Here is a 23588-nt window from a genome sequence, read left to right on the forward strand (position 1 = left end):
GAAGGGAGGGCGCGGTATGACCTTTGCAATCAGTGACGAAGTTCAGCACAAACAGGGCGGACCCACCATGGTGGTGACCGGCTATGCCAGCGGAATGGTAGAGTGTCGTTGGTATGATGGCTACAGTGTACGCCGCGAAGCGTTCCGCAGTGATGAGCTGACGCATCTGTCGGCCGCGCGCCAGCTGGCCAGCTGAGTCCCCCGGGACGGTCAGCGCGCCGTCCCGATGTCATTGTCACTTTTCACGTTTTTCCTGATCTCTGCCTGTACGCCGTTTTCCCGCCTGACTACACTTCTTCAATTCGTTGTTATCCGGAGCCTGGCTACTGATGCCAATCTCGCCACTGTCATCACGCCGCATGACGCCTGCGCTGCGCGTGCATCTCTGTTTTCTGGCGGTCTTTCTCTTTTCACTTTTTCTCACCGTCCATGAAGCGCTGGAATTAAAAAATAACTATCAGCAGCGGCAGCGCGCCCAGCTGTCGGAGATCCAGCGCAGCCTCGATAGCCGCTTTCAGGAGAGTCTGGACGAGCTTAATTACTATCAGCGGATGCTCAGCTACGCGCTGACGCACCCGCTAAACGCCGATTATGGTCAGCACGCCCTGCAGCGTTTTCAGCAGTTGCGCCATCAGCCGGTGTGGCAGTTGCAGATCGCTAACCTGCGCAGCATGCCAATTAACGGCGTCAGCGATGAATGGCTGCAGCGTGATGCGCTGCTGCAGCGCGATGATACTTATCTGCTGCCCGAGCTGCGCGCTGCGCTGGAGTTCAGCTTTATCATGCAGTTCAGCGATGAGGCGCAGGACTTTCATTCACGCTTCTGGTACACCTCGCGCGCAGGCTATTACATCAGCTCACGTCCGCCGCGCGACGCGCAGGAGCTGGCACAAAGTTACGCCACCATGACGCAGCGACCCTATTTTCGCGACCAGCAGCCGGGCCGGGCGCCGCAGACGCGATGGCACTGGACCGAAGCCTATCAGGGGGAGTTCAACGAAGGGTTGATGCTGACGGTGAGCGCGCCGGTGATCGCCCATCAGCACTGGTACGGCGTGTTGTCGATGGACTTCACCCAGCAGCGAATAAATGCATTGCTGCACCAGTCGCGTCACAGCGTGCTGCAGGGCAAGCTGGTGCTCGAAGATCGCGCACTCAACGAGATCACCCGGCTGCCGGCACCGCACGATGTGGCATTGACCCCCGCGCAGCGTGGCCAGCTGATGCAGGCGATTCACCAGCAGCCGGCCGGAACACTGTGGCTCGGCAGTCAGCTGGCCAGCTGGGTTAAGTTAAAAAATGTCGATGCCTGGCTAATCAACGTGCAGAGCCTGCGCCAGGGGCTGGCGCAGGAGCTGGGGCGGGTAGCGCTGTTTCTGCTGGGCATGTGGCTGCTGTTCGTGCTGTTACTGGCGCTGGCGCATCAGGTGATTTTCCGCCTGGTACGGCGGCTGGAGGACCTCTCGGCGCGACTGGCCTGGCGCGCTAACTATGACGGCCTGACGCGCCTGCTTAATCGCAGCGCGTTTTTCGACCAGTTTATCGTGCTGGCGCGGCGCTGCGAACAGCAGCAACAGCCGCTGGCGGTGATCCAGCTCGATATCGATCATTTTAAAAAGGTCAATGATAGCTGGGGCCACCACGCGGGCGATCAGGCGCTAATGCGCGTGGCCGGCGTCATCAAACATACGCTGCGCCCTTACGACGTGGCCGGACGCATCGGCGGCGAAGAGTTTTGCATCGTGCTGCCGCACACCACGCTGGCTGAGGCGCAGGGCGTGGCGGAGCGTATCCGCAGCCGGCTGGCGGCCAAAACCATTCTGGTCAACGCCAGCACCACCTTTAGCGTTACGTTGTCGGCAGGTGTCAGCTGCAGTACTGAGCAGGGCAGTTACCATGCAGAAAGTCTGCAGGCGGTAGCGGACCGCCGCCTGTATCTGGCGAAAAGCGGCGGTCGCAATCGGGTGTGCGCGGCTGGTTAGACTTTGCCCTCGTTATCCTCTTCAACCGCCTGATAGATGCGCTGCAGGATATCAGGGAACGCTGACTGCACGCGGCTCCAGCTGGGGATAAACGGTTTCTCGTTTGGCCGCTCGATGAACGACTGGCCGGCGTCGAGAATCGCCTGAGTGAACATCTCGACCGCCGCTTCTTCAATGTGCTGATCAAACTTCAGTCCGTTCATGGTGGCTTCGTGGTTGTAGATCTCCATCATGTCCAGCGCGTTGCGATAATAGGTGGCCTTCAGCACGCGGAATGAGTCGCTGGTGAGCGGTACGCCCATTGTCGCCAGCTTACGCAGCAGCGACTGCACGATATCATTACTCATGCGTTTCAGGCCACCGGTGCCGTCCTCTTCCGCCAGCGGCTGATGCTTATGGTCGTAGTTGTCCGCGATTTCCACCTGGCAGGTCTGCCGCGTGGTGTAATTGCGATAGATCTCTGACAGCACGCCAATTTCCAGCCCCCAGTCGCCAGGGATTTTGATGCCGTTCAGCACGTGGGTGCGCATGGCAAACTCGCCGGACAGCGGATAGCGGAAACTGGTGAGATAGTCGAGATACTCCGAATGGCCGTAGACTTTCTGCAGCGAGCGCAGCAGCGGGCCCACCAGCAGACGCCCGACGCGGCCATTAAGCTTGCCGTCCGCAACGCGCGCATAGAAACCTTTGCAGAATTCATACTGAAACGCCGGGTTGGCCAGCGGGTAGAGCAGACGTGCCAGCATGCCGCGCTCATAGGTCACGATATCGCAGTCATGCAGCGCCACGCACTGCGAGCGGTCGGAGGCCAGCGTGTAGCCGGTGCAGAACCACACGTTGCGCCCCTTGCCGGGCTGGCTGGGCGACAGGCCCTCTTTATCCAGCTCGGCGTCCAGCGCTTTCAGCCGCGGGCCATCGTTCCACAAAATGCGGTGGCGCTGCGGCAGGCGCGAGAAAAATTCGCGCGCGAAAAGAAACTGATCGCGATCGGCACGGTCAAGGCCAATCACAATCTCCTCCAGATAGGGCACTTTCGCCAGTTCATTGACGATATTATCCAGCGCCGGGCCTTCCAGCTCGGAAAACAGCGAGGGCAGAATCAGCCCCATTTTGCGCTTGCGCGCAAAGCGCACCATCTCTTTTTCCAGCGACTCCACGCTGCGGTGGGTGAGATTATGAAAGTTGGTAATTACGCCGTTCTGGTAAAAATCACTCATCGTCTCATCCTTCTGGTCAGCTGCCGTTATTCAGGTTGGGCAAGAAAGTAATCCAGACCTTCGCGCCAGCCCTCAGGGCCAACGTGAGCGGTGTGGTAAACGTTGTGATGATCGCTGCGTTGCAGCACCACCGGGGTTTTACTGAAACCTTTAATCACCACGGCATAATCGACGCGTTCCAGCATCGGCGCATCGTTAGGGCCATCGCCCAGACCAATCGTGGTGCGCTTCGTGCCTTCCTGCTGCTGCAACTGCTGCAATAACTGTTCCAGCGCCACGCCTTTACCGCTGCCCGCCGGCATTACGTGCCAGAAACGTCCGCCCTGTGTCAGGGCCAGCTGATGCTGCGCCAGCGCCGCGCGGAAGGCGTCGAGCCGCGTTTCATCATCGCGCCATACGATGACTTCAGACGCATCGCGCAGTCGGCTCTGGCTGGCTTCCGTCAACGTCAGGCCGGTGAAACGGGCCACTTCTGCGTCGCTAAAGTCATGAAAGCCGGTGAAGCGAAAATCCGCCTGCAGGTTGCTGAGCGTGGCGCAGAGCGCAAGATAATCGGCGCCGGGCTCTTCGGCGATCTGTGCTTCCCCGCCGAAGGCGACGCGGGCACCGTTTTCCGCGATAAAGGGCGCACCGGCGATGCCCAGCCGCTTCTGCAGCGGAATAATTTCGGCTGCGGTTTTACTCGAACAAATCACCAGCGGAATCTGTTGCTGCTTAAGACGCGCCAGCCACTCGCTGGCGGCCTGCCAGTTATAGTCATGATGATCGAGCAGCGAACCATCGAGATCGGTCACGATCAGCAGGGAGGAATCTAACGGGATCATCAATACACTCCTTACGCCCAAAGGCATCCGTAAAGCGACGTGTAATCAGTATAATAGCGTAATCACGATCACACTTTTCCTTGCCGCCGGCGCGGCCACTATCCAGGATAATTCTTAAAACACCGCCCGGATACCGAAGCGGCTGCACGTTTTGTGCATGCAGAATGTCAGCCGTAGCGCGATGTTTTCGGTAACAGCAGTGCATGATTATGCAGATTTGTTCGAATTGCGTGCAGAATTGAGACTTGTCTTACTTCAGCTAAGGCGTACTCTGAAGCGGTGTTAAGATTTTCCTGGTGTAACGAATTTATTCTTTTTTCAACCCGGCCAGCGTGCCGGGTCTTTTTTTTGAAATCGATTTCAGCGGTTCACTTCGGTGATGGTGAAATCACGAATATCAAGTTCAAACGCCTCGGCCAGTTCGGTGTAAGAGTCAAACGCTTCGCCATTCACCTTCACGCGGTGCGCATCTTCAGCCTGCATAAACTCCTGCACTTCGCCTGACGTTTTTTTCTGAATCGCTTCCAGCAGCGCGTCCACGTCGATGTTCACTTCGCGCTGCACGTTATCGCTGTACTCTTTTGCTGTAGCCATGACAGCCTCCCGGAGGCAAACGGATTCCTGACAAGTATAGACGGTGACAGCGGGCGAGGGACGTGGACGGGAAACGGGCAAAAAAAAGCCCGCGCTGCGCGGGCAAAAATCCTTGTTACTTTTAGGTTGACTGCCCCTTTGGGGTTGGTGCAGTGCTGACAAGTGTACGAGGGTGCCGCGTCAAAAGTCTTTCCGGGAAACGTTAAGAAAGTGAAAAGCCCGGCTTTGACACTTCTTTACCCGCTGCATTCCCCATTCTGGCGTAAAGCAGCTATGCTTACAGCTGGTTGATTATTATGGTTATCAGGGAGTTAGTATGGATTTAATTCGGATTATTATTGCCATTCTGTTGCCACCGCTGGGCGTATTTTTACAGGTCGGCTTCGGCGGCGCCTTCTGGCTCAACATTCTGCTGACGCTGTGTGGTTACATCCCCGGCATCGTGCATGCGGTGTGGGTAATCGCCCGACGCTGATCGCGATCAGGCAGCGCTGACTATCTTCCGTTACACTATGCGCAGGACTGTTTCTGGAGAGAAATCAATGAAGGTCAATGACCGGGTAACGGTAAAAACCGACGGCGGCCCACGTCGCATCGGTACTGTGCTGGCTGTGGAAGGCTTTAATGAGGGCACCATGTATCTGGTGGCGCTGGAGGATTACCCGCTGGGGATCTGGTTCTTTAATGAGAGCGATCACGCCGAAGGCGTGTTTGTCGAGCCGTATGCGGGGGAAGGGTAGTCTGGTTTTGCGCTAGATTGCCCTCAGGTTGCCCTCACCCAAACCCTCTCCCGCTTGCGGGAGAAGGAACCGTTCAGTGCGGATGGTTAAAATAGATTGTTTGCAGGGCGCTAAGTAAAGACGATATTTAATCGCCGCACGGACAGCCCCCTCTCCCGCAAGCGGGAGAGGGATGGGGTGAGGGAAAAATACCGCACCCCAGTTCACTCCTCTTAAAACGTCTCCCAGTTATCATTGCCCGCTGCAGCCAGCGTCGGACGTGGAGCGAGCGCTGGCGCTTTCAGCGCTGGCTGCGGCGCAGCAGCCACCAGCGAGGCCGGCGTATCATTCAGGCGGAACACCGCCACCGCCTGCGTCAGTTTACCGGCCTGATCTTCCAGCGAAGCCGCGGCTGAAGAGGCTTCCTCCACCAGTGAGGCGTTCTGCTGCGTCACGTTATCCATCTCGGTCACCGCCAGGCTGACCTGCTGAATGCCACGGCTCTGCTCATCAGACGCTGCCGCAATCTCGGCCATAATGTCGGTAACGCGGCGCACCGCTTCGACAATCTCGCCCATGGTGCTGCCGGCTTCACCGACCTGATGCGAGCCGTTGCTGATCAAATCTACTGACTCGGCAATCAGCGACTCAATCTCTTTCGCCGCCTGCGCACTGCGCTGCGCCAGATTGCGCACTTCACTGGCGACCACGGCGAAGCCACGGCCCTGTTCCCCGGCGCGTGCGGCTTCTACTGCGGCGTTCAGCGCCAGGATATTGGTCTGGAAGGCGATACTGTTAATGACATTGGTAATCTCGGCGATTTTCTTCGAGCTGCCGGAGATGTTATTCATGGTTTTCACCACACCGCTCACCAGTTCACCACCGCTGCGCGCTTTGCCAGACGCATCGGCGGCCAGCTGGCTGGCGTGATGGGCGTTTTCGGCGTTCTGCTTCACCGTGGCGGTGAGCTGCTCCATGCTGGCGGCAGTCTGCTCCAGCGCAGAAGCCTGCTGCTCGGTGCGTGATGACAGATCGGTGTTACCTGCGGAGATCTCGCTGGAGCCCTGATAAATCGCCACCGCGCCTTCACGGACGGTGCCAACAGTGCGCACCAGCGACGCCTGCATCAGCTGCAGGTTGTGCAGCAGGCTACCAATTTCATTGCGACCATAGGCCTGCTCGGGGGCGGTGAGATCGCCCTGCGCGATGCGCTCAATGCGACCCACCGACAGGCGCAGTGGATTGATCACCACGCGGCGCAGGAATACGAAGGTGAGCAGCACCAGCAGCAGCGCGGCGGCAAAAGCCGCAGCCATCGCGATAAAACCGACGCGCGACTGATGCGCCGCTTCGGCGTTAATCGCTTCGGCGCGCTCGGTGCGGATCTTAATCGCCTTTAGCAGCACGGCATTATAGGCATCATCCAGCTTGCGGGTGACATCGGTCTCCTGCGCGACAATCCCCTCAAAGCTGCCCTGTTTCGCCGACTCGATCATCGGCTTCAGGCCTTTATCGATATAGGCATTGAAACTGGTAGTGAGTGGACCGTCGAGCGCCAGGTCAGCCGGCGTCTTCATTTTGCGATCCATATAAATTTTGAAGCCCTCGCGCGCCTGCTTAATACGCGTTTCGGTGCGCGCCAGATCGGCACGATAGCCATCCATTTCACCGATGCGCGCCGCCGCGCCCGACTGCAGTACATTAAGGCGTGCGGTTCGCAGATGGTTTGAGCTGTTAGAAATGCCCATGCGCACCTGAATCTCATCGGTGGCGTCATTGAGGGAATTATTGCTCTGAATCAGAAAGTAGCTGGCGAGTCCAATGCACAGGGCAAAAAGCAGCAGAATGCCACCAAAGATCATGCTGAACAGAGGCATCAGACGTAGGTTTTGCCAGATGCTGAGCTTATGTTGCTCATCTATCGATGCTGTTTTCATTTCCTTGCTCTCATAGTGGTAAGGGGTTCTGAAAACAAGCATCGGCAGCAGGGGATAAAGGCTTAGCGGGGAAGTGGGATCGCGCTCGCAAAACGCTCAAAAATAATCAAGGCCAGTCGCGGGGACTGGCCTTGACCACAAAGCGTATTATCGGTGGGTGAAATTATCGCACGTTGACATAAATGCCCGAGGTAACATTATCTGTCAGGCGCACCACATGATAAATAACCTGTTTATTGTGCGTTTTAATTTTGCGTTTAATATTGCCTTTATGTGACGAAACAGTTTTCGCTTTGATTTGCATCTTATCCGAAATCTGAATAGTGTCATGACCTGACATCCACATCTTCAGCATATTCGATTCAGTCTGGCTCAATGTCAGTGGATGAATATCCAGCCCGGCAGAAATGCGCGGTGACGCATTGAGTTTCTTTTGCAGGTAGGTGCCCAGCAGGGAGTCCAGTGTCGATGTTTTTATCGATTTTGACGTAATAATCAGGTTCTTACGAACGTAGAGGTATTCCTCAAAATGGATATTCGAGATCGCCATAAAAATAAAGAATAGCGTATCCGGATGCTGCATGATAATAGAACGAATGCGATCGCTGGAATCGGATTCATGAATAAAGCATTCTTCGTTAATAAATACTACGCCCGGTTTTAATTGCGCACACCGTTGTTGCAATTGTTCGATGTCAGACACGGAAGTAATATTTTTCTTTTTGACTCCTTTTGCCGACATATAGTCTGACAAACCCAGGCGTGTGTAGTTACATGAATCCATAATAATCGTTGGCATTATAGCGACCCTCACCAATTTGTTATCCGTTTAAATCAACGATGAATACGCGTTTGCGGTACGAGAGAGATTTCCAAAGACACTTTTTTATTCTGCTCAGCAGACTGGCGTAATGCATTCCTGCGCCATCTTGACTCGTCCCTGACCCGTTCTGCGAAGTTTATTGTGTTACTTCCACGTCACTCTTGTCCCCGCGATAGTGGGAATCGCCGGGAATTTGGTTTATGTGTTTCTTTCGCTCTGTTTTGAGAGCCCTGTCACTATCGCGCAAGTCACAGACAAATCTGATAGGACAATTCTTAAAAACATTTGAATCGCGAAAGTGTGACGTTTCAGCGAGTGTTGACAATGCCGGAAAAAAGGGATTTAGACAAGAAAAATCGCTGTAATATTTTTTTTGTTTAAAAACAGCCCTTTGAGCATTTTATCAACCGATTCACCGGCTTAACCGGCTTAGGAATCGTCTGACTAAAATACGCGAAGCGCCGTTTAATAAGAATAATTTTCACCATAAATGCGCATTTATCAGAATATCCTCAGTTGATTTCTGAAAAATATGGTTCGAAAAATGCACAGAATGTTTTTGATTACTTAACTATCGTATAAGAAGGTTAACAGTATCGTTAATCAACGGGCAGGGGAAAGTTCTGATACAAACTGCGCGAGTAAATCAAAGACTTCACCGAACAGATGTTCACAGAAAGGTGCAAGCAACGGCATCATCATACCCAGACTCAGGATCCCTACCGTTAAGGTGATTGGGAAGCCGATGGCGAAAACCGACAGCTGAGGTGAAACGCGGTTTAACAAACCTAGTGCCAGGTTTAGCGTGAGGAGCAGAATTATTAAGGGTAGCGCTAACATCATGCCATTAAGGAAAATTAAGCTGGCGGCTTTGGTCAGCGCCATGAAGGCGTTGGCGTTGAGTGGCTGATCGTTAATCGGCAATGTGTGAAAACTGTCCACCAGTAACGAGATCAACCACAGGTGACCGTTGAAGGTCAGGAACAGCAGCATCGCCAGCATGTCGAGAAAACGGGCCAGCAGCGGCATGTTGATCCGGCTGTTTGGATCGAGCAGGGTGGCAAAAGAGAGGCCCATCTGCAGACCAATCATCTCACCGGCCAGCCGCACGGCAGAAAAAGCCAGCTGCATGGTCAGACCAATCCCCACGCCAATCAGCAGCTGCTGCACCAGCATCCAGAAACCGGCCGGAGTAAACAGCGTCACTTCGACCGGCGGCAGCAGCGGCATCAGAATCCAGGTGGTGACTACCGCCAGTCCAATTTTGACCCGTTTCGGAATCGAACGTTCATTTAGCAGCGGCGCGCTGGCAAACAGCGCCAGCAAACGCACCATCGGCCAGAAGAATTGCGCCACCCAGTGCACCAGCTGGCTGCTGTCGAGGGTGACCATTAGCCGATGATGTAAGGCAGGTTGCTGAACAGGGTACGGATGTAGTCCAGCATCAGGTTGAGCATCCACGGTCCGGCCACCACGGCAGTGGCCGCCACGGCAAGAATTTTCGGGATAAACGACAGTGTCTGTTCGTTAATCTGCGTTGCCGCCTGCAGAATACTGATCAGCAAACCGCTCACCATCGCCACCAGCAGCAGCGGAGCGGCCATCATCAGGGCGATACGCATCGCTTCCTGGCCCATTACCATTACCGATTCCGGTGTCATGTTGCGCTCCTGTCGAGAGAAAGGTGAGGGCGGAAAGCCACTCAGGAGTAAAAACTTTGCGCCAGCGATCCCACCAGCAGCTGCCAGCCATCCACCAGCACGAACAGCATCAGCTTAAACGGCAGCGAAATCGTGGCCGGCGGCACCATCATCATCCCCAGCGCCATCAGTACGCTGGCGACCACCAGGTCGATGATCAGAAACGGAATAAAGACGGTGAAACCAATCTGGAAAGCGGTTTTCAGCTCGCTGGTGACGTAGGCGGGCAGCAGAATACGCATCGGCACCGCTTCCGGGCCCTGAATCGGCGCGCTGTTGGCGAGACGGGCGAACAGGGCCAGGTCGGCTTCGCGCGTCTGGCGCAGCATGAACTCACGCAGCGGCTGGGCACCTTTGTCGATCGCCACGTCCATGCTGATTTTGTCCTGGCTGAACGGCAGATAGGCATCGGTGTAAATCTTGTCGAAGGTCGGCGCCATGATAAAGAAGGTCAGGAACAGCGCGAGACCCAGCATCACCTGATTCGGCGGCGCGGACGGCGTGCCCAGTGCGTTACGCAGCAGACCAAACACAATAATGATGCGGGTGAAACTGGTCATCATCAGCAACACCGCCGGAATAAAGGTCAGCGAGGTAATGAAGACCAGCGTTTGCACCGGCAGCGACCAGCTCTGGCCGCCATTGGCCAGCGGCTGGCTGATCAAACCCGGCAGCTGCGCATGGGCAGCCGGTGCCAGCAGCATCAGCAGCGGCAGAAGAGGGAGCAATCGACGCATCATTGGGGTTTTCCGGGACGTTTAACCAGGTTCTGAAACAGCTGACGAAAATCCTGCGGCGCCGCGCTGACAGGTAGCGACGCTTCCGGTGGCAGCGGCGGCAGCGAGTGCAGATGGGTGATCTGCTGAGCGGTGACGCCCAGCACTAAACGCGCATCGGCGGTATCAACAATCACCACCCGCTCCTGACGGCCAACCTGCACGCTGGCGCTGACTTTCAGCGCCTGACCGCTCACCGCTTTCGGCGCAAAGCCGAGGCGTTTCGCCAGCCAGCCGCAGGCCAGAATCAGCAGCACGATCACCGCCAGCACGCTACTGACTTGCCCAACAACCGAACTGGTGGATACCACCGGCTGGGCGTGAGCGGGCTGAACGGTTTGCGCGTTTTTTAACATGATTAGCGGCTCAGACGACGCATACGTTCGGACGGAGTAATAATGTCGGTGATGCGCACGCCATATTTGTCGTTCACCACCACCACTTCACCCTGGGCGATCAGATAGCCATTGATAAGGATGTCCAGCGGCTCGCCGGCCAGGCCGTCAAGCGCCACCACCGAACCCTGCGTCAGGCGCAGCAGTTCTTTGATGGTCATCTTGGTACGGCCCAGTTCCACGGTCAGTTTGACCGGGATATCCATGATCAGATCGATGTCCTGCAGCGAGCCGCTGGCGGCGCTGGCCTCAAGCGACTTAAATACGTTATCGCCTGGCTCCGCTGCACTGCTGGTCGCCGCCTGCTCGTTCATCGCTTCAGCCCACAGATCGTCCGCAGAGATATCATCGGACGGTTTTTTGCTGTCACTCATTGGGCTGTTCCTCATTCAGCGAATTCAAAATCGGGTTAATCAGATGTTCTACACGCAGCGCATACTGGCCGTTGAGCGTGCCATACTGGCTCGTCAGTACCGGTACGCCGTCGACGTGGGCAATGATGCGGTCCGGCTTCTCAATGGGCAGGACGTCACCAGGTTTCAGTTGCAAAATACGTGACAGACGCAGCGACGTTTCAGCGAAGTGGGCAATCAGCTCCAGCTCCGAGTGCTGCACCTGTTTCACCAGATTGTCGCGCCAGTGGTTATCTTCCTGACGCGAGTTCTCCAGCGGTGGATTGACCAGCAGCTCGCGCAGCGGCTCAATCATCGAAAACGGAATACAGATATTGAACTCACCCACCAGGTTGCCAATCTCCACCTGGAACGGTGTGTTGACCACGATATCGTTCGGTGAGGTGGTGATGTTGGTGAACTTCACCTGCATTTCAGAACGCACGTATTCCACTTCCAGCGGATAAATGGCTTTCCATGCGTCGCTGTAGCCTTCCAGCGCCAGCTTGAGCATGCGGCGAATCACGCGCTGCTCGGTGTGGGTGAACTCACGGCCTTCCACTTTGGTCGGAAAACGACCGTCGCCGCCAAACAGGTTATCCACGGCGATAAACACCAGGCTCGGCGAGAACACCACCAGCGCAGTCCCCCGCAGCGGCTGCAGGTGAATCAGGTTCAGGTTGGTTGGCACCGGCAGGTTGCGGGCAAACTCATGGTACGGCTGAATCTTGATTGCCCCAACGCTGATATCCGGGCTGCGGCGCAGCAGGTTGAACAGCGCCATACGGAAATGACGGGCAAAACGCTCATTGATGATCTCCAGCGCCTGCAGACGCTCGCGCACCACGCGACGCTGGGTATTGGGATCATAGGGGCGGATATCGCCATCGGCCCCTTTGGAACTGTTCTCTACTTCCGCACTGTCACTGTCGCCATTGAGCAGCGCGTCAATCTCAGCCTGGGAGAGAATGCTATCGCCCATTAAGTCACCTCAAAATGAAGGCGGTAAACAGCACGTCACTGACTACCTGCGCAGGTTGACCTTTTACCAGCGGTGGCGCCAGCACCTGTTTGATCTGTTCAACCAGGGCCTGTTTGCCTTGCTCGGTTGCCAGCGCGCTGGCGCTCTGACGTGAAAGCAGCAGCAGCAAACGGCTGCGCACCTCAGGCAGGTAGTCATTCAGCCGACGACGGGTATCCTCATCCGGCAGACGCAGGGTAAAGCCTACGTACAGCACGCGATCGGGATCGTTATCGGGATTGACCAGGTTAACCGTAAACGTATCCATTGCAAAAAATACCGGGGCGGGCGGCGGCTCCACTTTGGCAGCCTCCGGCTTGTCACCCTCGTGTTTATTCATCATTCGCCAGACTGCATAGCCTGCCACGCTGCAAGCGGCCAGCGTTACAATCAGTAACACCGGAATTAGTAATGAACGTTTGCGGCCTTTAGCTTTCGCGTTATCAGACATGTTTGCAGTTACTTCCTGTGAATTATGGGCAAGCCTCTCGGCTTACCTGGACAGATTATCCCGCGTCTTAAGTCAAACAATGGGAAGAAAAGACGCGGGTTTTACGCTTACCTTCAGCGTTTAGTCGCTGTCAGGCAAAGATATCGACAGCGCCGTTGCCGGTCGCGCGCGCCTGGAGGGCTGCCGGGACGGCAATAGGCGTTATCTCGTTGTCACTGTCCTGGGAGAGGGTAAAGCTGCCGTACTGGCCGTCGCGACGTCCTTCCTGCTGGCCCTGATAACTCTGGCCCTGTGCGAAGGCGTCGCTGTTGACGTTACTCTGTCCCAGGTTAATGCCGCTCTCCGCCAGCGCCGTACGCAGCTGTGGGAGCGCCGCTTCCAGCGCGGCCCTCACATGGCTGTGGCTGGAAACCATTGTTAACTGTGCCTGATCTTTATCCAGCGTCAGGCTGATCTGTATCGCGCCGAGGTCTTCCGGATGCAGACGTAATTCGGCGTTCTGCTGGCCGTTACGGCTGAACATCACAATCTGCTGGCTCAGCGCCTGCTGCCACTCGTTGCTGCCCAGCTGCGCATTCAGCATCGGCGTGGAAGGCGCGCTGCTGGTGCTGGCCGTGGTGCTGACCAGCGGACTGGTACTGCTCAGCGGGCTGCTGATGGCCGGCGCGCTGCTGTCATGGCTGCTGAGCATCTCGCGCCGCTCTTCCGGTTTGCTCAGCGTGCTCAGCACCTGCTGAAAACTCTCATCCAGCGTCATACCGCTGTTGCTGGCCGGCGTGCCGCTGGCGGCCGCGCTCTGCACCGGGCTATGGCTGACACCGGTCAGGCTGGTCAGCGCATCGCTGCCTTTAGATGGCTGTCCATCCGGCTTCGCCTGTTCCTCTTTCAGCGCACTTTGCAGCGAACTGTTAAGTAACGCAGCGTTTAAGCTGGTGCGCGCCTCACCCCGGGTCTCCAGTGCGGTGCTGTTATCCGCTGGCGGGCTGCTGCGGTTTTCGACCACCGCTGGCAACATGGCAAACAGCGCCTGCACATTCTGTAAGTCGCTGGCAGTTAACGAACTTGCTGCGCGCTTGTCATTATCATCGGCTGATTTCAGTCCGGCTTTAGTGTTTTCCGGCTGTAAAAATGCGTTTAACGCCTCTGGTTTGTCCAGTGCCTGCAGCAGGGCGCTTAATGACGCTTTTGTGACGTTTTTCGCGTCAATTTCTGCCGCCAGATCAGCGGATTGCGCGCCATTCCCCTGCTGCTTAACCAGCGTCAGCAGGCGGTTGCCCAGCTCGGTAATAAATCCCTGCGGCAGGGTGTCAGCAGCGGACAGATTGTCCACTGCCGCTGAAGGTTGCGCTTTGCCGGTTTTGGCAAGCTGTGTCAGCAGTGTTGGCAGCGTGTTCATTCGCCTTTCCTCAATGCGGCCCGTTGGGCAAATTCATCCATCCGTTTCTGATCGAGACGGCTTTCCTGTCGTAATGCGTTCTCTTCCGCGCGGGTAATCAGCGTCTGATAGGCATTCAGCTTCTTATGCTTTTCACGCCAGTTGCTCAGCGCCTGTTCCAGCCGCTGGTTCCACTGATTAAGCTGCTGGCGATGCTGTTCGATGGCTTTTTCCAGCGTCTGAATAAACTGGTGATAATTGCTCCAGCGCGTGCTGGCGATGCCGCCGGACATATCCTGATTGAGCTTATTACGGTACTCATCCTGGTAATCGAGCAGCATGCTGAGCTGCTGATCGGCCTGCTGCTGACCGCGACGCATGTCGCCGAGGTGGATCACCGCCTGTTCCAGATCCTGCTCCGCCAGGTCGCGCAGCGTATCAATCGCATTGGCTGTTTTCATCGCGTTACCTCAAGTCGGGCGGCGTTAGCCGAACATCGCCTGCAGGTGCAGACAGGCATCGTCATAATCGCTGCGTTCAAAAATGCCCTGCTGCAGGAAAGCTTCCATCTGCGGATAGAGCTTAATGGCCCGGTCCAGCATCGGATCGCTGCCTGCGGCATAAGCGCCGACGCTCACCAGATCGCGGTTACGCTGAAAGCTGGAGAGCAACTGCTTGAACTGGCGCACGCGCGCATAGTGGGTTTCATCAATCAGCGCGGTCATGGCACGGCTGATCGACGCTTCAATATCAATGGCCGGATAGTGACCGGCCTCCGCCAAACGACGCGACAGCACAATGTGGCCGTCGAGAATGGCGCGCGCCGAGTCGGCAATCGGGTCCTGCTGGTCGTCGCCTTCGGTCAGTACGGTATAGAGCGCGGTGATTGAACCGCCGCCGTGAATGCCGTTGCCGGCGCGTTCTACCAGCGCCGGCAGCTTCGCGAACACCGATGGCGGATAGCCTTTGGTGGCCGGCGGCTCGCCGATCGCCAGCGCGATCTCACGCTGCGCCATGGCATAGCGGGTGAGGGAGTCCATAATCAGCAGCACGTGCTGACCGCGATCGCGGAAATCTTCGGCGATGCGCGTGGCATAAGCGGCCCCCTGCATACGCAACAGCGGCGAAACGTCGGCCGGCGCGGCGATCACCACCGAGCGCGCGCGCCCTTCGGCGCCAAGGATGTTCTCGATAAACTCTTTAACTTCGCGGCCACGTTCACCAATCAGGCCCACCACGATGACGTCGGCTTTGGTGTAACGCGCCATCATGCCGAGCAGCACCGATTTCCCCACGCCGGAGCCGGCAAACAGCCCCATACGCTGGCCGCGGCCCACAGTGAGCAGGGCGTTGATTGCCCGCACGCCGGTATCCAGCACATCGTGGATCGGCGTACGCTGCAGCGGGTTGAACGGCGCGGTGATCAGCGGCGCGCGGTAGCCGGTTTCCGGCGCGGGCAGGCCATCCAGCGGCTTGCCGCTGCCGTCCAGCACGCGGCCAAGTAGCTCCGGCCCCAGCAGCAACTGTTTACCGCTGTGATCGCCGTGCACGCGGGCATACACGCGCGCGCCGGGCAGAATGCCATCAACCTCTTCCAGCGGCATCAGAAACAGTTTCTGGCCGTTGAAGCCGACCACTTCGCTTTCCACTTCGGTAATTGTGCCGTTGTCGTGGCGCTCAATAATGCAGGTGGCGCCCAGCGGCAGCTGCAGGCCGGTGGCTTCCAGCACCAGACCGGTGGCGCGCGTCAGGCGGCCATAGCGGCGCACCGTCTGCACCTGACTGATGCGGTCTTCAAAACTGTCGAGCGCGCCCAGCCAGCGCGAAAGGCGTGACGTCATCAGAATGCTCCCGGTGCCGCCAGACGGCACAGCTCCTGCCAGCGCGTGGCGACGCTGGCATCCAGATCGCCGTCTTCGGCGCTGAGTTTACAGCCGCCGGGATGCAGCGAACTGTCGGCCAGCAACCGCCAGCCGTGTAAATCGAGCGTTGGGCCCAGCGTCTGCTCAACGCGCTGCAGATCGTCCGGGTGCACGCGCAGCTGCGGTTTGCCGCTGAACATTGGCTCCTGCTGAATCAGCTGCTGGATCTGGCGCAGCAGGGCGCTGCCATCCACCTGCGTCGCCTGGCCAATCACCGTGCGCGCCGCTTCCAGCGCCAGCTGCATCAGGCGCGACGCAATCACGCTATCCAGCGCTTCCAGCGTGTGATGGAACTCGGTGACCAGCTGCTGCATACGCGCCTGTAACGGAGCCTGCTGCTGCTGGGCATCAGCCAGTCCCTGCTGGAACCCGGCGTCATAGCCGTTTTGCTGCGCTTCGGCGAAGCCTTTCTGATAACCTTCGCTGTAGCCCTGCGTCTGCGCATCTTTACGCATCTGCTGCTGCAGACGTTCCAGCTGCTGCTGCTGTTCATCTTCCTCGCTCAGCACGAGGTCGCTGTCCGGCTCCTCTGCCAGCAGCAGTTCAGGTTCGGGCGGCTGCGGTGCGCCTAAATCATCAGGCTGCCAGCGCTGCCATGCACGGGCGGAAAAGGCATCAGACATAGGTTTCCTCGCCACCACCAATTACCATCTCGCCTGCTTCCGCCAGACGGCGCACGATAAGCAGGATTGCTTTCTGTTGTTCTCCACCGCGGACATACGGACCGGGCCACGGTTGGCGAGGTCGTCGCGCAGGATATCGGCGGCACGCGCCGACATGTTTTTGAGGAATTTCTCGCGCAGCGGCTGCTCGGCGCCTTTCAGGGCAATCAGCAGCTGCTCGGACTCCACTTCCTGCAACAGACGCTGGATGCTGCGGTCGTCCACTTCCACCAGGTTTTCGAACAGGAACATCTCGTCGATGATCTTCTGCGCCAGCTCGCCATCGAAGTCGCGTACTGCTTCGATAACCGCTTCTTCCTGCTGGGTTTTCATCAGGTTGATGATTTCCGCTGCGGTTCTCACGCCGCCCATCTTCGCACGCTTGAGGTTGGTGCCATCCAGCAGGCCGTTGAGCACTTCGGTCAGCTCCGCCAGCGCCGCCGGCTGTACGCCGCCGAAGGTGGCGATACGCAGCATCACATCGTGGCGCAGACGCTCGTCGAACAGCGCCAGAATATCCGCCGCCTGGCCGCGCTTCAGGTGCACCAGAATGGTGGCGATAATCTGCGGGTGCTCGTCGCGGATCAGATCCGCCGCCGCCTGCGGTTCCATAAAGTTGAGGGTTTCCATGCCGCTGGTGGTTTCGCGCGTTTCGAGGATGTCCTCCAGCAGGCTGGAAGCGCGCTCTTCGCCCAGCGCCTTGATCAACACCGAACGCAGGTAGTCGTTGGAGTTGAGGCTCAGCGCAGCAAACTGTTCGGCATCGGTTTCGAACTCGCGCAGCACTTCGGTCAGCTGCTTGTGCGAAATCTGTTTCATGCTGGCCATCGCGGCGCTGAGGTGCTGCACCTCACGCTGGTTGAGGTGTTTGAACACCTCTGCCGCACGCTCTTCGCCAATGGTCATCATCAGAATGGCGCTCTTTTCAGTACCGGTCAGACTCATAGTTCGTTACTCATCCATTCGCGGATAACCAGCGCCACAACGCGCGGATCGTTTTCAGACATATCGCGGATGCGCTGGCTCATCACCTCGGCGCTCATGCGGTTGTTAGATTTGCGCTCCTGGTCCAGCTCGTCTTTGTTGATCTGGACGCTGTAAGCGGCTTCTTCTTCACGCGCGGCAGCACGGGCAGCGGCGGCTTCGGCGGCGGCTTTCTCGGCTTCACGCTTACGCAGCAGCTGCGGACGCACCATTTTGCGGTAGAGGATGAAGGCAACCAGTGCCACCAGCAGCCAGCGACCGGCCGTCATCAGCTGATCAAAGAACGACTGCTGCTGCCAGAAGGGCAGGTCGCCGCCGGTTGGCTCGGTAGTGTTGAACTGCGAGTTCACCACGTTGACGCTGTCGCCACGCGTTTGCGAATAGCCCATCGCTTCGCGGGTCAGATCTTCAATCTGCTTGATCTGCTGATCGTTAAGCGCCACCGCTTTGCCTTTGCCGTCATCGCGGTAGTTGACCACCACGGCGACCGACAGGCGCTGCACGTCACCGACGTTGAGTTTGGTGTGACGAATGGTGCGATCCAGCTCGTAGTTCACCGTGTCGTTGCGGCTGGAGCTGCTCGGGCCGCTGCTCTGCGCGGTGCTGGTCGAGGTGCCGGCATTCTGCGCGTTGTTGTTGTTCTGCTGACCGTTAGCGTTGTTATTGTTCTGCTGCTGCGGGTTGGTGACCGGCGCGGTATTGGCCGGCGCAGGCTGATTCGACAGCGCACCCGGCACGCCGCCCGGATACGGGCTGCCGTTCTGATCGCTGGTGCTGGTCTGGCGTGAGCGAATCGCTGTGTTATTCGGGTTCGCATTCGGCTGATACTTCTCGTCCGTCTGCTCGCTGCGGTCAAAGTTAATCTGCGCGGTCACCTGCGCATGCACATTACCCTGACCGAGAATCGGATTCAGAATGGCTTCAATGCGCTGCTGATAGCGTGCTTCCACTTCAGAGGCATATTTCAGCTGGGCATCGTTAAGATCGCGGCCTTCGCTGTCGGAGCGCGTCAGCAGGCGACCTGCCTGATCGACCACGGTTACATTGCCTGGTGGCAGACCGGCTACGCTGCTGGAGACCATGTGCTGAATCGCCTGAATCTGGCCTTCATCCAGCGCACGGCCCGGTTGCAGGTTCAGCGTTACTGAGGCCGACGGGGATTTTTGCTCGCGCACGAACAGCGTCGGTTTTGGCATCGCCAGATGCACGCGCGCGCTCTTCACCGGTCCAAGCGTTTCGATGGTGCGCGCCAGCTCACCTTCCAGCGCACGCTGGTAGTTAATCTGCTCACTGAACTGGCTGATACCAAACTTCTCTTTATCCATCAGCTCAAAGCCTACTGAACCCCCTTTCGGCAGTCCCTGCTGGGCAAGACGCAGACGCAGCTCATGCACTTTATCGGCGGGCACCATCAGGGCGCCGCCGTTTTCAGCGAACTGGTAAGGGATGTTCATCTGGGTGAGCTGGGTAACAATCGCGCCGCCATCCTCATCAGAGAGGTTGTTATAGAGAACGCGATAGTCGGGCGCTTTGGCCCACAGCACCAGCGCCAGAACCACGGCGATAGCGGCCGCGGCAGCAACGATTAATGGAATACGCGGATTTGCGCGCAGGCGGGCGAGAAGGTCATTAAAGCCTTTCTTTGCTGTATCCTGTGTGGCGGCTGCACTCGCATTCATGACCAATTCCTGCCTGACATAATTGACCGGGTGTATGTAGGTGACAAAACTGACTCCCTGATACGCATCCCCGCCCGTTGATGCCGTGTTGCTGGCCGACGGGGTAGGGGAAAAAATGAAATTCCAATCTAATGCCTGGCATTATTTGATGAATCGTGTCACTTCGATGGCTGGATAAGCCGGGTTTTTTGCAGTCATTTAGCGCCTTTGTCCTATTGACAGTGTGTTAACTTTTCCTCCGTGAAAAAAAGAACCCTTCATCTATGAGGTACAGGCAATGTCAATTCAGGCAATTGATGGCGTACTGCAGCAGCTGCAGCTGACGTCACTGCAGGCCAGTGGCAAACCGACCGAGTCCGCCAGTCAGCTCGATTTTGGTGCCACCATGAAAGCCGCGCTGGATAAAATCAGCGCCACCCAGACCGCTGCGCGCAGTCAGGCGCAGGATTTTGAGCTGGGTAAACCGGGCATCCAGTTGAATGATGTGATGGTCGATCTGCAGAAATCGTCGATTTCGATGCAGATGGGAATTCAGGTGCGTAACAAGCTGGTCAATGCCTATAGCGAGATCATGAGCATGCAGGTCTAGCGGCGCGCAATAAAAAACCGCCTGAAAGAGGCGGTTTCGTCAGGGTCAGGACAGTGACAATTTCTCGCTGATCGCCCTGTAGCCTTGTTCAGCAAAACGTTGCTGACTGATGGCATCGTTTTTGGTGGGTTCAAACCAGGCACCGTCTTCACGGATAGAGAAAAACCAGATTTCGGGTTCTTCATCGCCGCGCTGTACCCAATAAAATCCTTCCTGCATTATCATGTCCTCCTCACAGGAATATAGTTCAGCTACGCTGCGCTTAACAGCGTAACTGACAATATTCTCACCTGCAGACGAAAACTTAAGCAGAGTGTGACTCTTCCGGTGGCGTCAGTTTGCCACTCAGGAGTTTAAAACCGGCAGATTTAAAACGAGGCAGAGAAAGCGGTATCGGCTCCATCGGGCGATAAAAGCCGCGTCCAGCATCCCAGTACCATACCTCAGGCTCAGTTGTGCTGCTGCCTACCCAGTAAAAACCCGTTTCCATTAGTGCTCTCCAGAAATGAATGAAGGCACGCCTTCTCTAATTTCCGCAAAATAATGTCTTAATTAAACTCAATGATCAATCTCGGTTGCCGCTTCGCTTATTAACGCCAGCAGTCAGCGGCCGCGAAAATAACATCCGGTGGGTCGGTCCAGATATCATCGAAGGCAATTTACTGATCCTGATAAGGATCTTTTTTGTCATCCTGACTGTCATCGCGCGTACGCGGGATTTCACCGTGCTCACGAGCGTCATCCTGGGCTGGATGGTCATCCTCTTCATAAGCATTACCTGCATGCGGTGCGGCTTCCGGTAAACCTTTGTGCACCTCGCCCTCGTTTTTACGCTCCTTATTGGTTTCGTGTTGTTTCATCTCTCTCTCCAGCAGGGGTTTTATTGTGATGAATTTTAGCTGATCGCTGGCCGTTTCTGGCGGCCGTAATCGTTTTCACACTCTACACGCAGAACGGCTAAATTGTACAGTTTTGCAAAGTTGTACAAGTTTGTGGGGGCTGTATAGAAGTGAGCGAGTCAGCGAGGGGAGAAAAAAATTTTGTTGAGCAGAAAGAGTGGGTTAGCACAGGGTCTGATATTTTATTCAGGTTAACTGCATGATTTTTCCTGTGAAAATGACGATTTATTGTGGGAAAGAATGGCGAAATTGTTGTGCAAATCTCCTCTGACCACACGAAATGCTAACGGAATTGTTGTACAAGTTTTCCATCTTTGTATAACTTCTCGGTTGTGGCAGTCAGTCACACGTAACGAATGATGCTTTGCATCGCCTCTGAAGGTGTTGTGGATTTCCACTTTCAGAGGCTGCTTTTTTACCTGTGCTGATTCAAAAATTTAACCTGAGTAACCGATTAATCACTGCAGTTTGCACTGCAGCTCACCCGATGAGGCTTGTTATGGAACAGAATGCATTGGCGTCAACAGAGTCTCAATTGTCAGAATATTTCCAGCACGCGGATTCAGAATATGCCAGTGAAAAAGAGATCATTGCGCTGATTTATAAGCAGCTGGCAGCAGTGAAACTGCGTGTGAGCAATAAAGATATTATTCTGGCGCTGCTGGAGCGATTAGAGTCTGAACATGACGTGGTTCAGCTGGATATTTATCGCCAGGCACTGGAACTTATTGTTCAGCGTACCCCTGACGATATTGCCTCCTGAATTCTTGTGTCTGCTGTTCTCCACTCCATTGCAGTAACACGGATGTTAGCTTGCCTGTCTGCTTCGCCCCTTAGCTTAGGGGCATTTATTCTTTTACCGCCTCGTTCATTATCTGAATAAGCCCAGCGTTAAGTGCCCGGTCGCTTCTCTTATCTGCTACAGTAATTAGCTGGAGTAAGCTTTCATGCAAGCAGGGTTACTCATTACGCCAGAGGGCGTATCACTTTATCGGGCACGCATGAATGTCTGATTCGCGGCGCAGGCCGCTGGGCAAACCTATGAATGATGGTTATTACTGGATTAAAGATGGCGAGCGTCATCCGGAAGTGTGGCTGTACCAGAAGCAGTTTGGCTGGTTCCGCCCGTGCAGCGCGGTGCCAATGACGCAGCGCACGTTTGAGCTGATGAAATACGTGGTGCTCAGTGAACGGCTGGAGGAACCGGCACGCGAGACTGAGTGTTAAGCGCGTGACCGCCGTAATTACGGCGGTCAGCGTGCGCGGTTACTTGATCTCCGGCCAGGCTACTGCCGGGAAACCATTAAACTGTGGGCGGGCAAACAGATAGCCCTGGAACTGACTGACACCCACCGCTTCCAGCCACATCCACTCCTCGGCTTTCTCCACGCCTTCAGCAATCACCGCGATCTCCAGCGAAGCGCAGCACTTAATGATGGCGTGTACAATCGCCTGTTTTGGACCGCTTTTGTGCACGTCACTGATGATTTCCCGATCGATTTTGATCTTATCCGGCTGGAATTTAGACAGCAGCGACAACCCCGCAAACCCGGCACCAAAGTCATCCAGCGCCAGGCTGATACCAGCCGCCTTAAGTTTTCTTACTTCTGCTGTAAACTCTTCGGCACGCGAGATGATTTCATTCTCCGTCACTTCCACCACGATCTGCTCCGGTACCAGATCGTTGGCCGCGATTTCCTGCAGCAGGAAATCCACCGCATTCGGGACGGTGACCAGCGACATCGGCAGCAGATTGATGGTCAGCGTCTGCTCGCCGAGGCCGAGATTTTTCGCCAGGTTGAAGGCCAGACTCTTGGACTGAATATCGGCGTGGTAAATCGCATCACCGCCAAACGCAGAGAAGTACTCCTGCGGTGAACCGCCGTCCGGCGTGCGAATCAGCGCTTCATAGGCCGTGATACGCCGCGAGAAGGGATCGACAATCGGCTGAAACGCAAACCGGCAATCCTGTACATAGTGCTGCAGACTCTCCAACTGACGCTGACTTTCCGCATCAGTAATAAATTCCCAGGTATTGGCCGGCGGGATCTCGAAATAGTTCTCTTTTTCCCGCGCCTCAACGAAGGTGCGCAGGAACTGCAGTGCACGGTCGTCATAGGTGAGCTGGTAACGCGAAGTGCCTTTATCCAGCACCGCCTGTAGCACGCTGGATTTGTCATGCTCGCGCAGGTCAAACAGCTCCATACCGACGTTACCAAAACGGCGGGCTGGCGCGAAATCATGCATCAGTTCCACCAGATTGTGATGACGGGCGTCGCGGCAGATACGGTCGTAAATGCCCTGAACGGCCTGATCGGGTCCTTCAAGCAGCTGGAAGAAATGTCGCCCATCAAACAACAGAATGCCGGTGACATCTGAAACTTCGTTTTTCTTATTGGCTTTGCCAACCATATCCTCCAGCGTTTTGATGGGAACGTGATCATAGAGGTGGCTGCGGTAAAGGATGGTAGTCAGCATGAGATTGTCCGGCGCTATCGTTATTTTGCCTTACATTAACAGCCAGACGGCAGGATCTGTCCAGCGCTGAGACGCGTGATCGTTAACTATTTTATTAAATTCCACTTAACCGAAGCGGCTGGCGGTGCACGCCAGGGGGAATTTTTACCCAACCGCTGGCCAGCGACGT

The 23588-nt window shown here is 56.3% G+C and carries 27 protein-coding genes and 1 pseudogene; 7 read left to right on the top strand and 21 right to left on the bottom strand.

Annotated elements, in window-relative coordinates; genetic code table 11:
• The first annotated feature begins 16 nt into the window (after window positions 1-16).
• A complete protein-coding gene (locus ABVR31_RS07880) occupies window positions 17-196 on the top strand; it encodes a YodC family protein (protein ID WP_010618657.1) in 180 nt (59 codons plus the stop codon).
• A 133-nt stretch (window positions 197-329) separates the two neighbouring features.
• Window positions 330-1982 carry a cellulose biosynthesis regulator diguanylate cyclase DgcQ gene (dgcQ, locus tag ABVR31_RS07885; RefSeq protein WP_372772343.1) on the top strand — a complete coding sequence of 551 codons (1653 nt, stop codon included), beginning with the start codon at window positions 330-332 and terminating at the stop codon, window positions 1980-1982.
• Here dgcQ and ABVR31_RS07890 read toward each other — a convergent pair.
• From ABVR31_RS07890 to ABVR31_RS07900, 3 genes are all read right to left on the bottom strand, one after another.
• Window positions 1979-3199 (bottom strand): hypothetical protein, encoded by a 1221-nt coding sequence (locus ABVR31_RS07890; protein ID WP_058757388.1) that lies wholly within the window; start codon window positions 3197-3199, stop codon window positions 1979-1981. The two genes, dgcQ and ABVR31_RS07890, sit on opposite strands and share 4 nt — an antisense overlap.
• 26 nt (window positions 3200-3225) lie before the next feature.
• Window positions 3226-4023 carry a mannosyl-3-phosphoglycerate phosphatase-related protein gene (locus ABVR31_RS07895; RefSeq protein WP_222951904.1) on the bottom strand — a complete coding sequence of 266 codons (798 nt, stop codon included), beginning with the start codon at window positions 4021-4023 and terminating at the stop codon, window positions 3226-3228.
• A 360-nt stretch (window positions 4024-4383) separates the two neighbouring features.
• On the bottom strand, window positions 4384-4617 hold the full coding sequence (locus ABVR31_RS07900; RefSeq protein WP_058757390.1) for a YodD family protein: 234 nt from the start codon (window positions 4615-4617) through the stop codon (window positions 4384-4386).
• A 316-nt stretch (window positions 4618-4933) separates the two neighbouring features.
• On the opposite strand from ABVR31_RS07900, the gene ABVR31_RS07905 reads away from it, so the two are divergent.
• A complete protein-coding gene (locus tag ABVR31_RS07905) occupies window positions 4934-5092 on the top strand; it encodes a YqaE/Pmp3 family membrane protein (RefSeq protein WP_021509855.1) in 159 nt (52 codons plus the stop codon).
• A gap of 67 nt (window positions 5093-5159) precedes the next feature.
• On the top strand, window positions 5160-5357 hold the full coding sequence (gene dsrB, locus ABVR31_RS07910; RefSeq protein ID WP_170264770.1) for a protein DsrB: 198 nt from the start codon (window positions 5160-5162) through the stop codon (window positions 5355-5357).
• A gap of 212 nt (window positions 5358-5569) precedes the next feature.
• Here dsrB and ABVR31_RS07915 read toward each other — a convergent pair whose 3' ends face one another.
• The 15 genes and pseudogenes from ABVR31_RS07915 to fliF form a co-directional block, all read right to left on the bottom strand.
• On the bottom strand, window positions 5570-7273 hold the full coding sequence (locus ABVR31_RS07915; protein WP_021509857.1) for a methyl-accepting chemotaxis protein: 1704 nt from the start codon (window positions 7271-7273) through the stop codon (window positions 5570-5572).
• A gap of 163 nt (window positions 7274-7436) precedes the next feature.
• Complete coding sequence (rcsA, locus tag ABVR31_RS07920) at window positions 7437-8072, bottom strand: transcriptional regulator RcsA (RefSeq protein ID WP_372772346.1); 636 nt, start codon at window positions 8070-8072, stop codon at window positions 7437-7439.
• A 627-nt stretch (window positions 8073-8699) separates the two neighbouring features.
• The gene (gene fliR / locus ABVR31_RS07925) at window positions 8700-9488 is read right to left on the bottom strand and encodes a flagellar biosynthetic protein FliR (protein ID WP_021509859.1); all 789 of its coding nucleotides are present in this window, start codon (window positions 9486-9488) and stop codon (window positions 8700-8702) included.
• The gene (fliQ, locus tag ABVR31_RS07930; RefSeq protein ID WP_010618647.1) at window positions 9488-9757 is read right to left on the bottom strand and encodes a flagellar biosynthesis protein FliQ; all 270 of its coding nucleotides are present in this window, start codon (window positions 9755-9757) and stop codon (window positions 9488-9490) included. The genes fliR and fliQ overlap by 1 nt, the downstream gene beginning before the upstream one ends.
• Before the next feature lie 41 nt (window positions 9758-9798).
• On the bottom strand, window positions 9799-10533 hold the full coding sequence (fliP, locus tag ABVR31_RS07935; protein ID WP_031280176.1) for a flagellar type III secretion system pore protein FliP: 735 nt from the start codon (window positions 10531-10533) through the stop codon (window positions 9799-9801).
• Window positions 10533-10928 (bottom strand): flagellar biosynthetic protein FliO, encoded by a 396-nt coding sequence (gene fliO / locus ABVR31_RS07940; RefSeq protein ID WP_058757392.1) that lies wholly within the window; start codon window positions 10926-10928, stop codon window positions 10533-10535. Before fliO ends, fliP begins: the two co-directional genes overlap by 1 nt.
• Window positions 10929-10930: 2 nt before the next feature.
• Window positions 10931-11341, bottom strand: a complete 411-nt coding sequence (gene fliN / locus ABVR31_RS07945; protein WP_021509862.1) for a flagellar motor switch protein FliN — start codon at window positions 11339-11341, stop codon at window positions 10931-10933.
• The gene (gene fliM / locus ABVR31_RS07950) at window positions 11334-12341 is read right to left on the bottom strand and encodes a flagellar motor switch protein FliM (RefSeq protein WP_021509863.1); all 1008 of its coding nucleotides are present in this window, start codon (window positions 12339-12341) and stop codon (window positions 11334-11336) included. Before fliM ends, fliN begins: the two co-directional genes overlap by 8 nt.
• 4 nt (window positions 12342-12345) lie before the next feature.
• Entirely contained in the window at window positions 12346-12831 is a 486-nt protein-coding gene (fliL, locus tag ABVR31_RS07955) for a flagellar basal body-associated protein FliL (protein ID WP_021509864.1), read from the bottom strand.
• Window positions 12832-12961: 130 nt separating this feature from the next.
• The gene (locus tag ABVR31_RS07960; protein WP_372772350.1) at window positions 12962-14227 is read right to left on the bottom strand and encodes a flagellar hook-length control protein FliK; all 1266 of its coding nucleotides are present in this window, start codon (window positions 14225-14227) and stop codon (window positions 12962-12964) included.
• Entirely contained in the window at window positions 14224-14667 is a 444-nt protein-coding gene (gene fliJ, locus ABVR31_RS07965) for a flagellar export protein FliJ (RefSeq protein WP_021509866.1), read from the bottom strand. The genes ABVR31_RS07960 and fliJ overlap by 4 nt, the downstream gene beginning before the upstream one ends.
• A gap of 24 nt (window positions 14668-14691) precedes the next feature.
• On the bottom strand, window positions 14692-16047 hold the full coding sequence (gene fliI, locus ABVR31_RS07970; RefSeq protein WP_372772352.1) for a flagellar protein export ATPase FliI: 1356 nt from the start codon (window positions 16045-16047) through the stop codon (window positions 14692-14694).
• Window positions 16047-16751, bottom strand: coding sequence for a flagellar assembly protein FliH (gene fliH, locus ABVR31_RS07975; RefSeq protein ID WP_021509868.1), 705 nt, complete (start codon window positions 16749-16751; stop codon window positions 16047-16049). The genes fliI and fliH overlap by 1 nt, the downstream gene beginning before the upstream one ends.
• Window positions 16744-17735: pseudogene (gene fliG, locus ABVR31_RS07980) on the bottom strand (flagellar motor switch protein FliG). The gene fliH and the pseudogene fliG overlap by 8 nt, the downstream one beginning before the upstream one ends.
• A complete protein-coding gene (gene fliF, locus ABVR31_RS07985; protein WP_058771155.1) occupies window positions 17732-19453 on the bottom strand; it encodes a flagellar basal-body MS-ring/collar protein FliF in 1722 nt (573 codons plus the stop codon). The pseudogene fliG and the gene fliF overlap by 4 nt, the downstream one beginning before the upstream one ends.
• Window positions 19454-19730: 277 nt before the next feature.
• Here fliF and fliE point away from each other — a divergent pair, with 277 nt between their 5' ends.
• Window positions 19731-20042 carry a flagellar hook-basal body complex protein FliE gene (gene fliE, locus ABVR31_RS07990; RefSeq protein ID WP_021509871.1) on the top strand — a complete coding sequence of 104 codons (312 nt, stop codon included), beginning with the start codon at window positions 19731-19733 and terminating at the stop codon, window positions 20040-20042.
• Window positions 20043-20087: 45 nt separating this feature from the next.
• Here fliE and ABVR31_RS07995 read toward each other — a convergent pair whose 3' ends face one another.
• Both ABVR31_RS07995 and ABVR31_RS08000 read right to left on the bottom strand, forming a co-directional pair.
• The gene (locus ABVR31_RS07995; protein ID WP_021509872.1) at window positions 20088-20261 is read right to left on the bottom strand and encodes a hypothetical protein; all 174 of its coding nucleotides are present in this window, start codon (window positions 20259-20261) and stop codon (window positions 20088-20090) included.
• Window positions 20262-20701: 440 nt separating this feature from the next.
• Window positions 20702-20902: a hypothetical protein gene (locus ABVR31_RS08000; RefSeq protein ID WP_021312831.1), complete on the bottom strand. Its 201-nt coding sequence runs from the start codon at window positions 20900-20902 to the stop codon at window positions 20702-20704.
• Window positions 20903-21440: 538 nt separating this feature from the next.
• Here ABVR31_RS08000 and ABVR31_RS08005 point away from each other — a divergent pair.
• Window positions 21441-21704, top strand: coding sequence for a biofilm/acid-resistance regulator YmgB/AriR (locus ABVR31_RS08005; protein WP_031280177.1), 264 nt, complete (start codon window positions 21441-21443; stop codon window positions 21702-21704).
• 242 nt (window positions 21705-21946) lie between these two features.
• Complete coding sequence (locus tag ABVR31_RS08010; RefSeq protein WP_150060136.1) at window positions 21947-22168, top strand: hypothetical protein; 222 nt, start codon at window positions 21947-21949, stop codon at window positions 22166-22168.
• Between the two features lie 39 nt (window positions 22169-22207).
• Here the strand turns inward: ABVR31_RS08010 and ABVR31_RS08015 are convergent, their stop codons facing one another.
• Complete coding sequence (locus ABVR31_RS08015; protein WP_222951906.1) at window positions 22208-23419, bottom strand: diguanylate phosphodiesterase; 1212 nt, start codon at window positions 23417-23419, stop codon at window positions 22208-22210.
• Window positions 23420-23588: the final 169 nt, after the last annotated feature.

Origin of the sequence: Pantoea sp. WEP, from assembly GCF_041678305.1 — a bacterium.
Lineage (GTDB): Bacteria > Pseudomonadota > Gammaproteobacteria > Enterobacterales > Enterobacteriaceae > Pantoea > Pantoea dispersa.

What these genes read in the sequence shown, in the direction of transcription:
- rcsA (WP_372772346.1), bottom strand. Translation starts at nt 8,072, where the DNA reads ATGCCAACGATTATTATGGATTCATGTAACTACACACGCCTGGGTTTG.
- ABVR31_RS07895 (WP_222951904.1), bottom strand. Translation starts at nt 4,023, where the DNA reads ATGATCCCGTTAGATTCCTCCCTGCTGATCGTGACCGATCTCGATGGT.
- ABVR31_RS07960 (WP_372772350.1), bottom strand. Translation starts at nt 14,227, where the DNA reads ATGAACACGCTGCCAACACTGCTGACACAGCTTGCCAAAACCGGCAAA.
- ABVR31_RS07900 (WP_058757390.1), bottom strand. Translation starts at nt 4,617, where the DNA reads ATGGCTACAGCAAAAGAGTACAGCGATAACGTGCAGCGCGAAGTGAAC.
- fliH (WP_021509868.1), bottom strand. Translation starts at nt 16,751, where the DNA reads ATGTCTGATGCCTTTTCCGCCCGTGCATGGCAGCGCTGGCAGCCTGAT.
- fliE (WP_021509871.1), top strand. Translation starts at nt 19,731, where the DNA reads ATGTCAATTCAGGCAATTGATGGCGTACTGCAGCAGCTGCAGCTGACG.
- fliI (WP_372772352.1), bottom strand. Translation starts at nt 16,047, where the DNA reads ATGACGTCACGCCTTTCGCGCTGGCTGGGCGCGCTCGACAGTTTTGAA.
- fliJ (WP_021509866.1), bottom strand. Translation starts at nt 14,667, where the DNA reads ATGAAAACAGCCAATGCGATTGATACGCTGCGCGACCTGGCGGAGCAG.
- ABVR31_RS07905 (WP_021509855.1), top strand. Translation starts at nt 4,934, where the DNA reads ATGGATTTAATTCGGATTATTATTGCCATTCTGTTGCCACCGCTGGGC.
- ABVR31_RS07915 (WP_021509857.1), bottom strand. Translation starts at nt 7,273, where the DNA reads ATGAAAACAGCATCGATAGATGAGCAACATAAGCTCAGCATCTGGCAA.
- fliF (WP_058771155.1), bottom strand. Translation starts at nt 19,453, where the DNA reads ATGAATGCGAGTGCAGCCGCCACACAGGATACAGCAAAGAAAGGCTTT.
- ABVR31_RS07890 (WP_058757388.1), bottom strand. Translation starts at nt 3,199, where the DNA reads ATGAGTGATTTTTACCAGAACGGCGTAATTACCAACTTTCATAATCTC.
- fliM (WP_021509863.1), bottom strand. Translation starts at nt 12,341, where the DNA reads ATGGGCGATAGCATTCTCTCCCAGGCTGAGATTGACGCGCTGCTCAAT.
- ABVR31_RS08005 (WP_031280177.1), top strand. Translation starts at nt 21,441, where the DNA reads ATGGAACAGAATGCATTGGCGTCAACAGAGTCTCAATTGTCAGAATAT.
- dsrB (WP_170264770.1), top strand. Translation starts at nt 5,160, where the DNA reads ATGAAGGTCAATGACCGGGTAACGGTAAAAACCGACGGCGGCCCACGT.
- ABVR31_RS07995 (WP_021509872.1), bottom strand. Translation starts at nt 20,261, where the DNA reads ATGCAGGAAGGATTTTATTGGGTACAGCGCGGCGATGAAGAACCCGAA.
- fliP (WP_031280176.1), bottom strand. Translation starts at nt 10,533, where the DNA reads ATGCGTCGATTGCTCCCTCTTCTGCCGCTGCTGATGCTGCTGGCACCG.
- ABVR31_RS08010 (WP_150060136.1), top strand. Translation starts at nt 21,947, where the DNA reads ATGTCTGATTCGCGGCGCAGGCCGCTGGGCAAACCTATGAATGATGGT.
- ABVR31_RS08000 (WP_021312831.1), bottom strand. Translation starts at nt 20,902, where the DNA reads ATGAAACAACACGAAACCAATAAGGAGCGTAAAAACGAGGGCGAGGTG.
- fliQ (WP_010618647.1), bottom strand. Translation starts at nt 9,757, where the DNA reads ATGACACCGGAATCGGTAATGGTAATGGGCCAGGAAGCGATGCGTATC.
- fliR (WP_021509859.1), bottom strand. Translation starts at nt 9,488, where the DNA reads ATGGTCACCCTCGACAGCAGCCAGCTGGTGCACTGGGTGGCGCAATTC.
- fliN (WP_021509862.1), bottom strand. Translation starts at nt 11,341, where the DNA reads ATGAGTGACAGCAAAAAACCGTCCGATGATATCTCTGCGGACGATCTG.
- dgcQ (WP_372772343.1), top strand. Translation starts at nt 330, where the DNA reads ATGCCAATCTCGCCACTGTCATCACGCCGCATGACGCCTGCGCTGCGC.
- fliO (WP_058757392.1), bottom strand. Translation starts at nt 10,928, where the DNA reads ATGTTAAAAAACGCGCAAACCGTTCAGCCCGCTCACGCCCAGCCGGTG.
- ABVR31_RS07880 (WP_010618657.1), top strand. Translation starts at nt 17, where the DNA reads ATGACCTTTGCAATCAGTGACGAAGTTCAGCACAAACAGGGCGGACCC.
- ABVR31_RS08015 (WP_222951906.1), bottom strand. Translation starts at nt 23,419, where the DNA reads ATGCTGACTACCATCCTTTACCGCAGCCACCTCTATGATCACGTTCCC.
- fliL (WP_021509864.1), bottom strand. Translation starts at nt 12,831, where the DNA reads ATGTCTGATAACGCGAAAGCTAAAGGCCGCAAACGTTCATTACTAATT.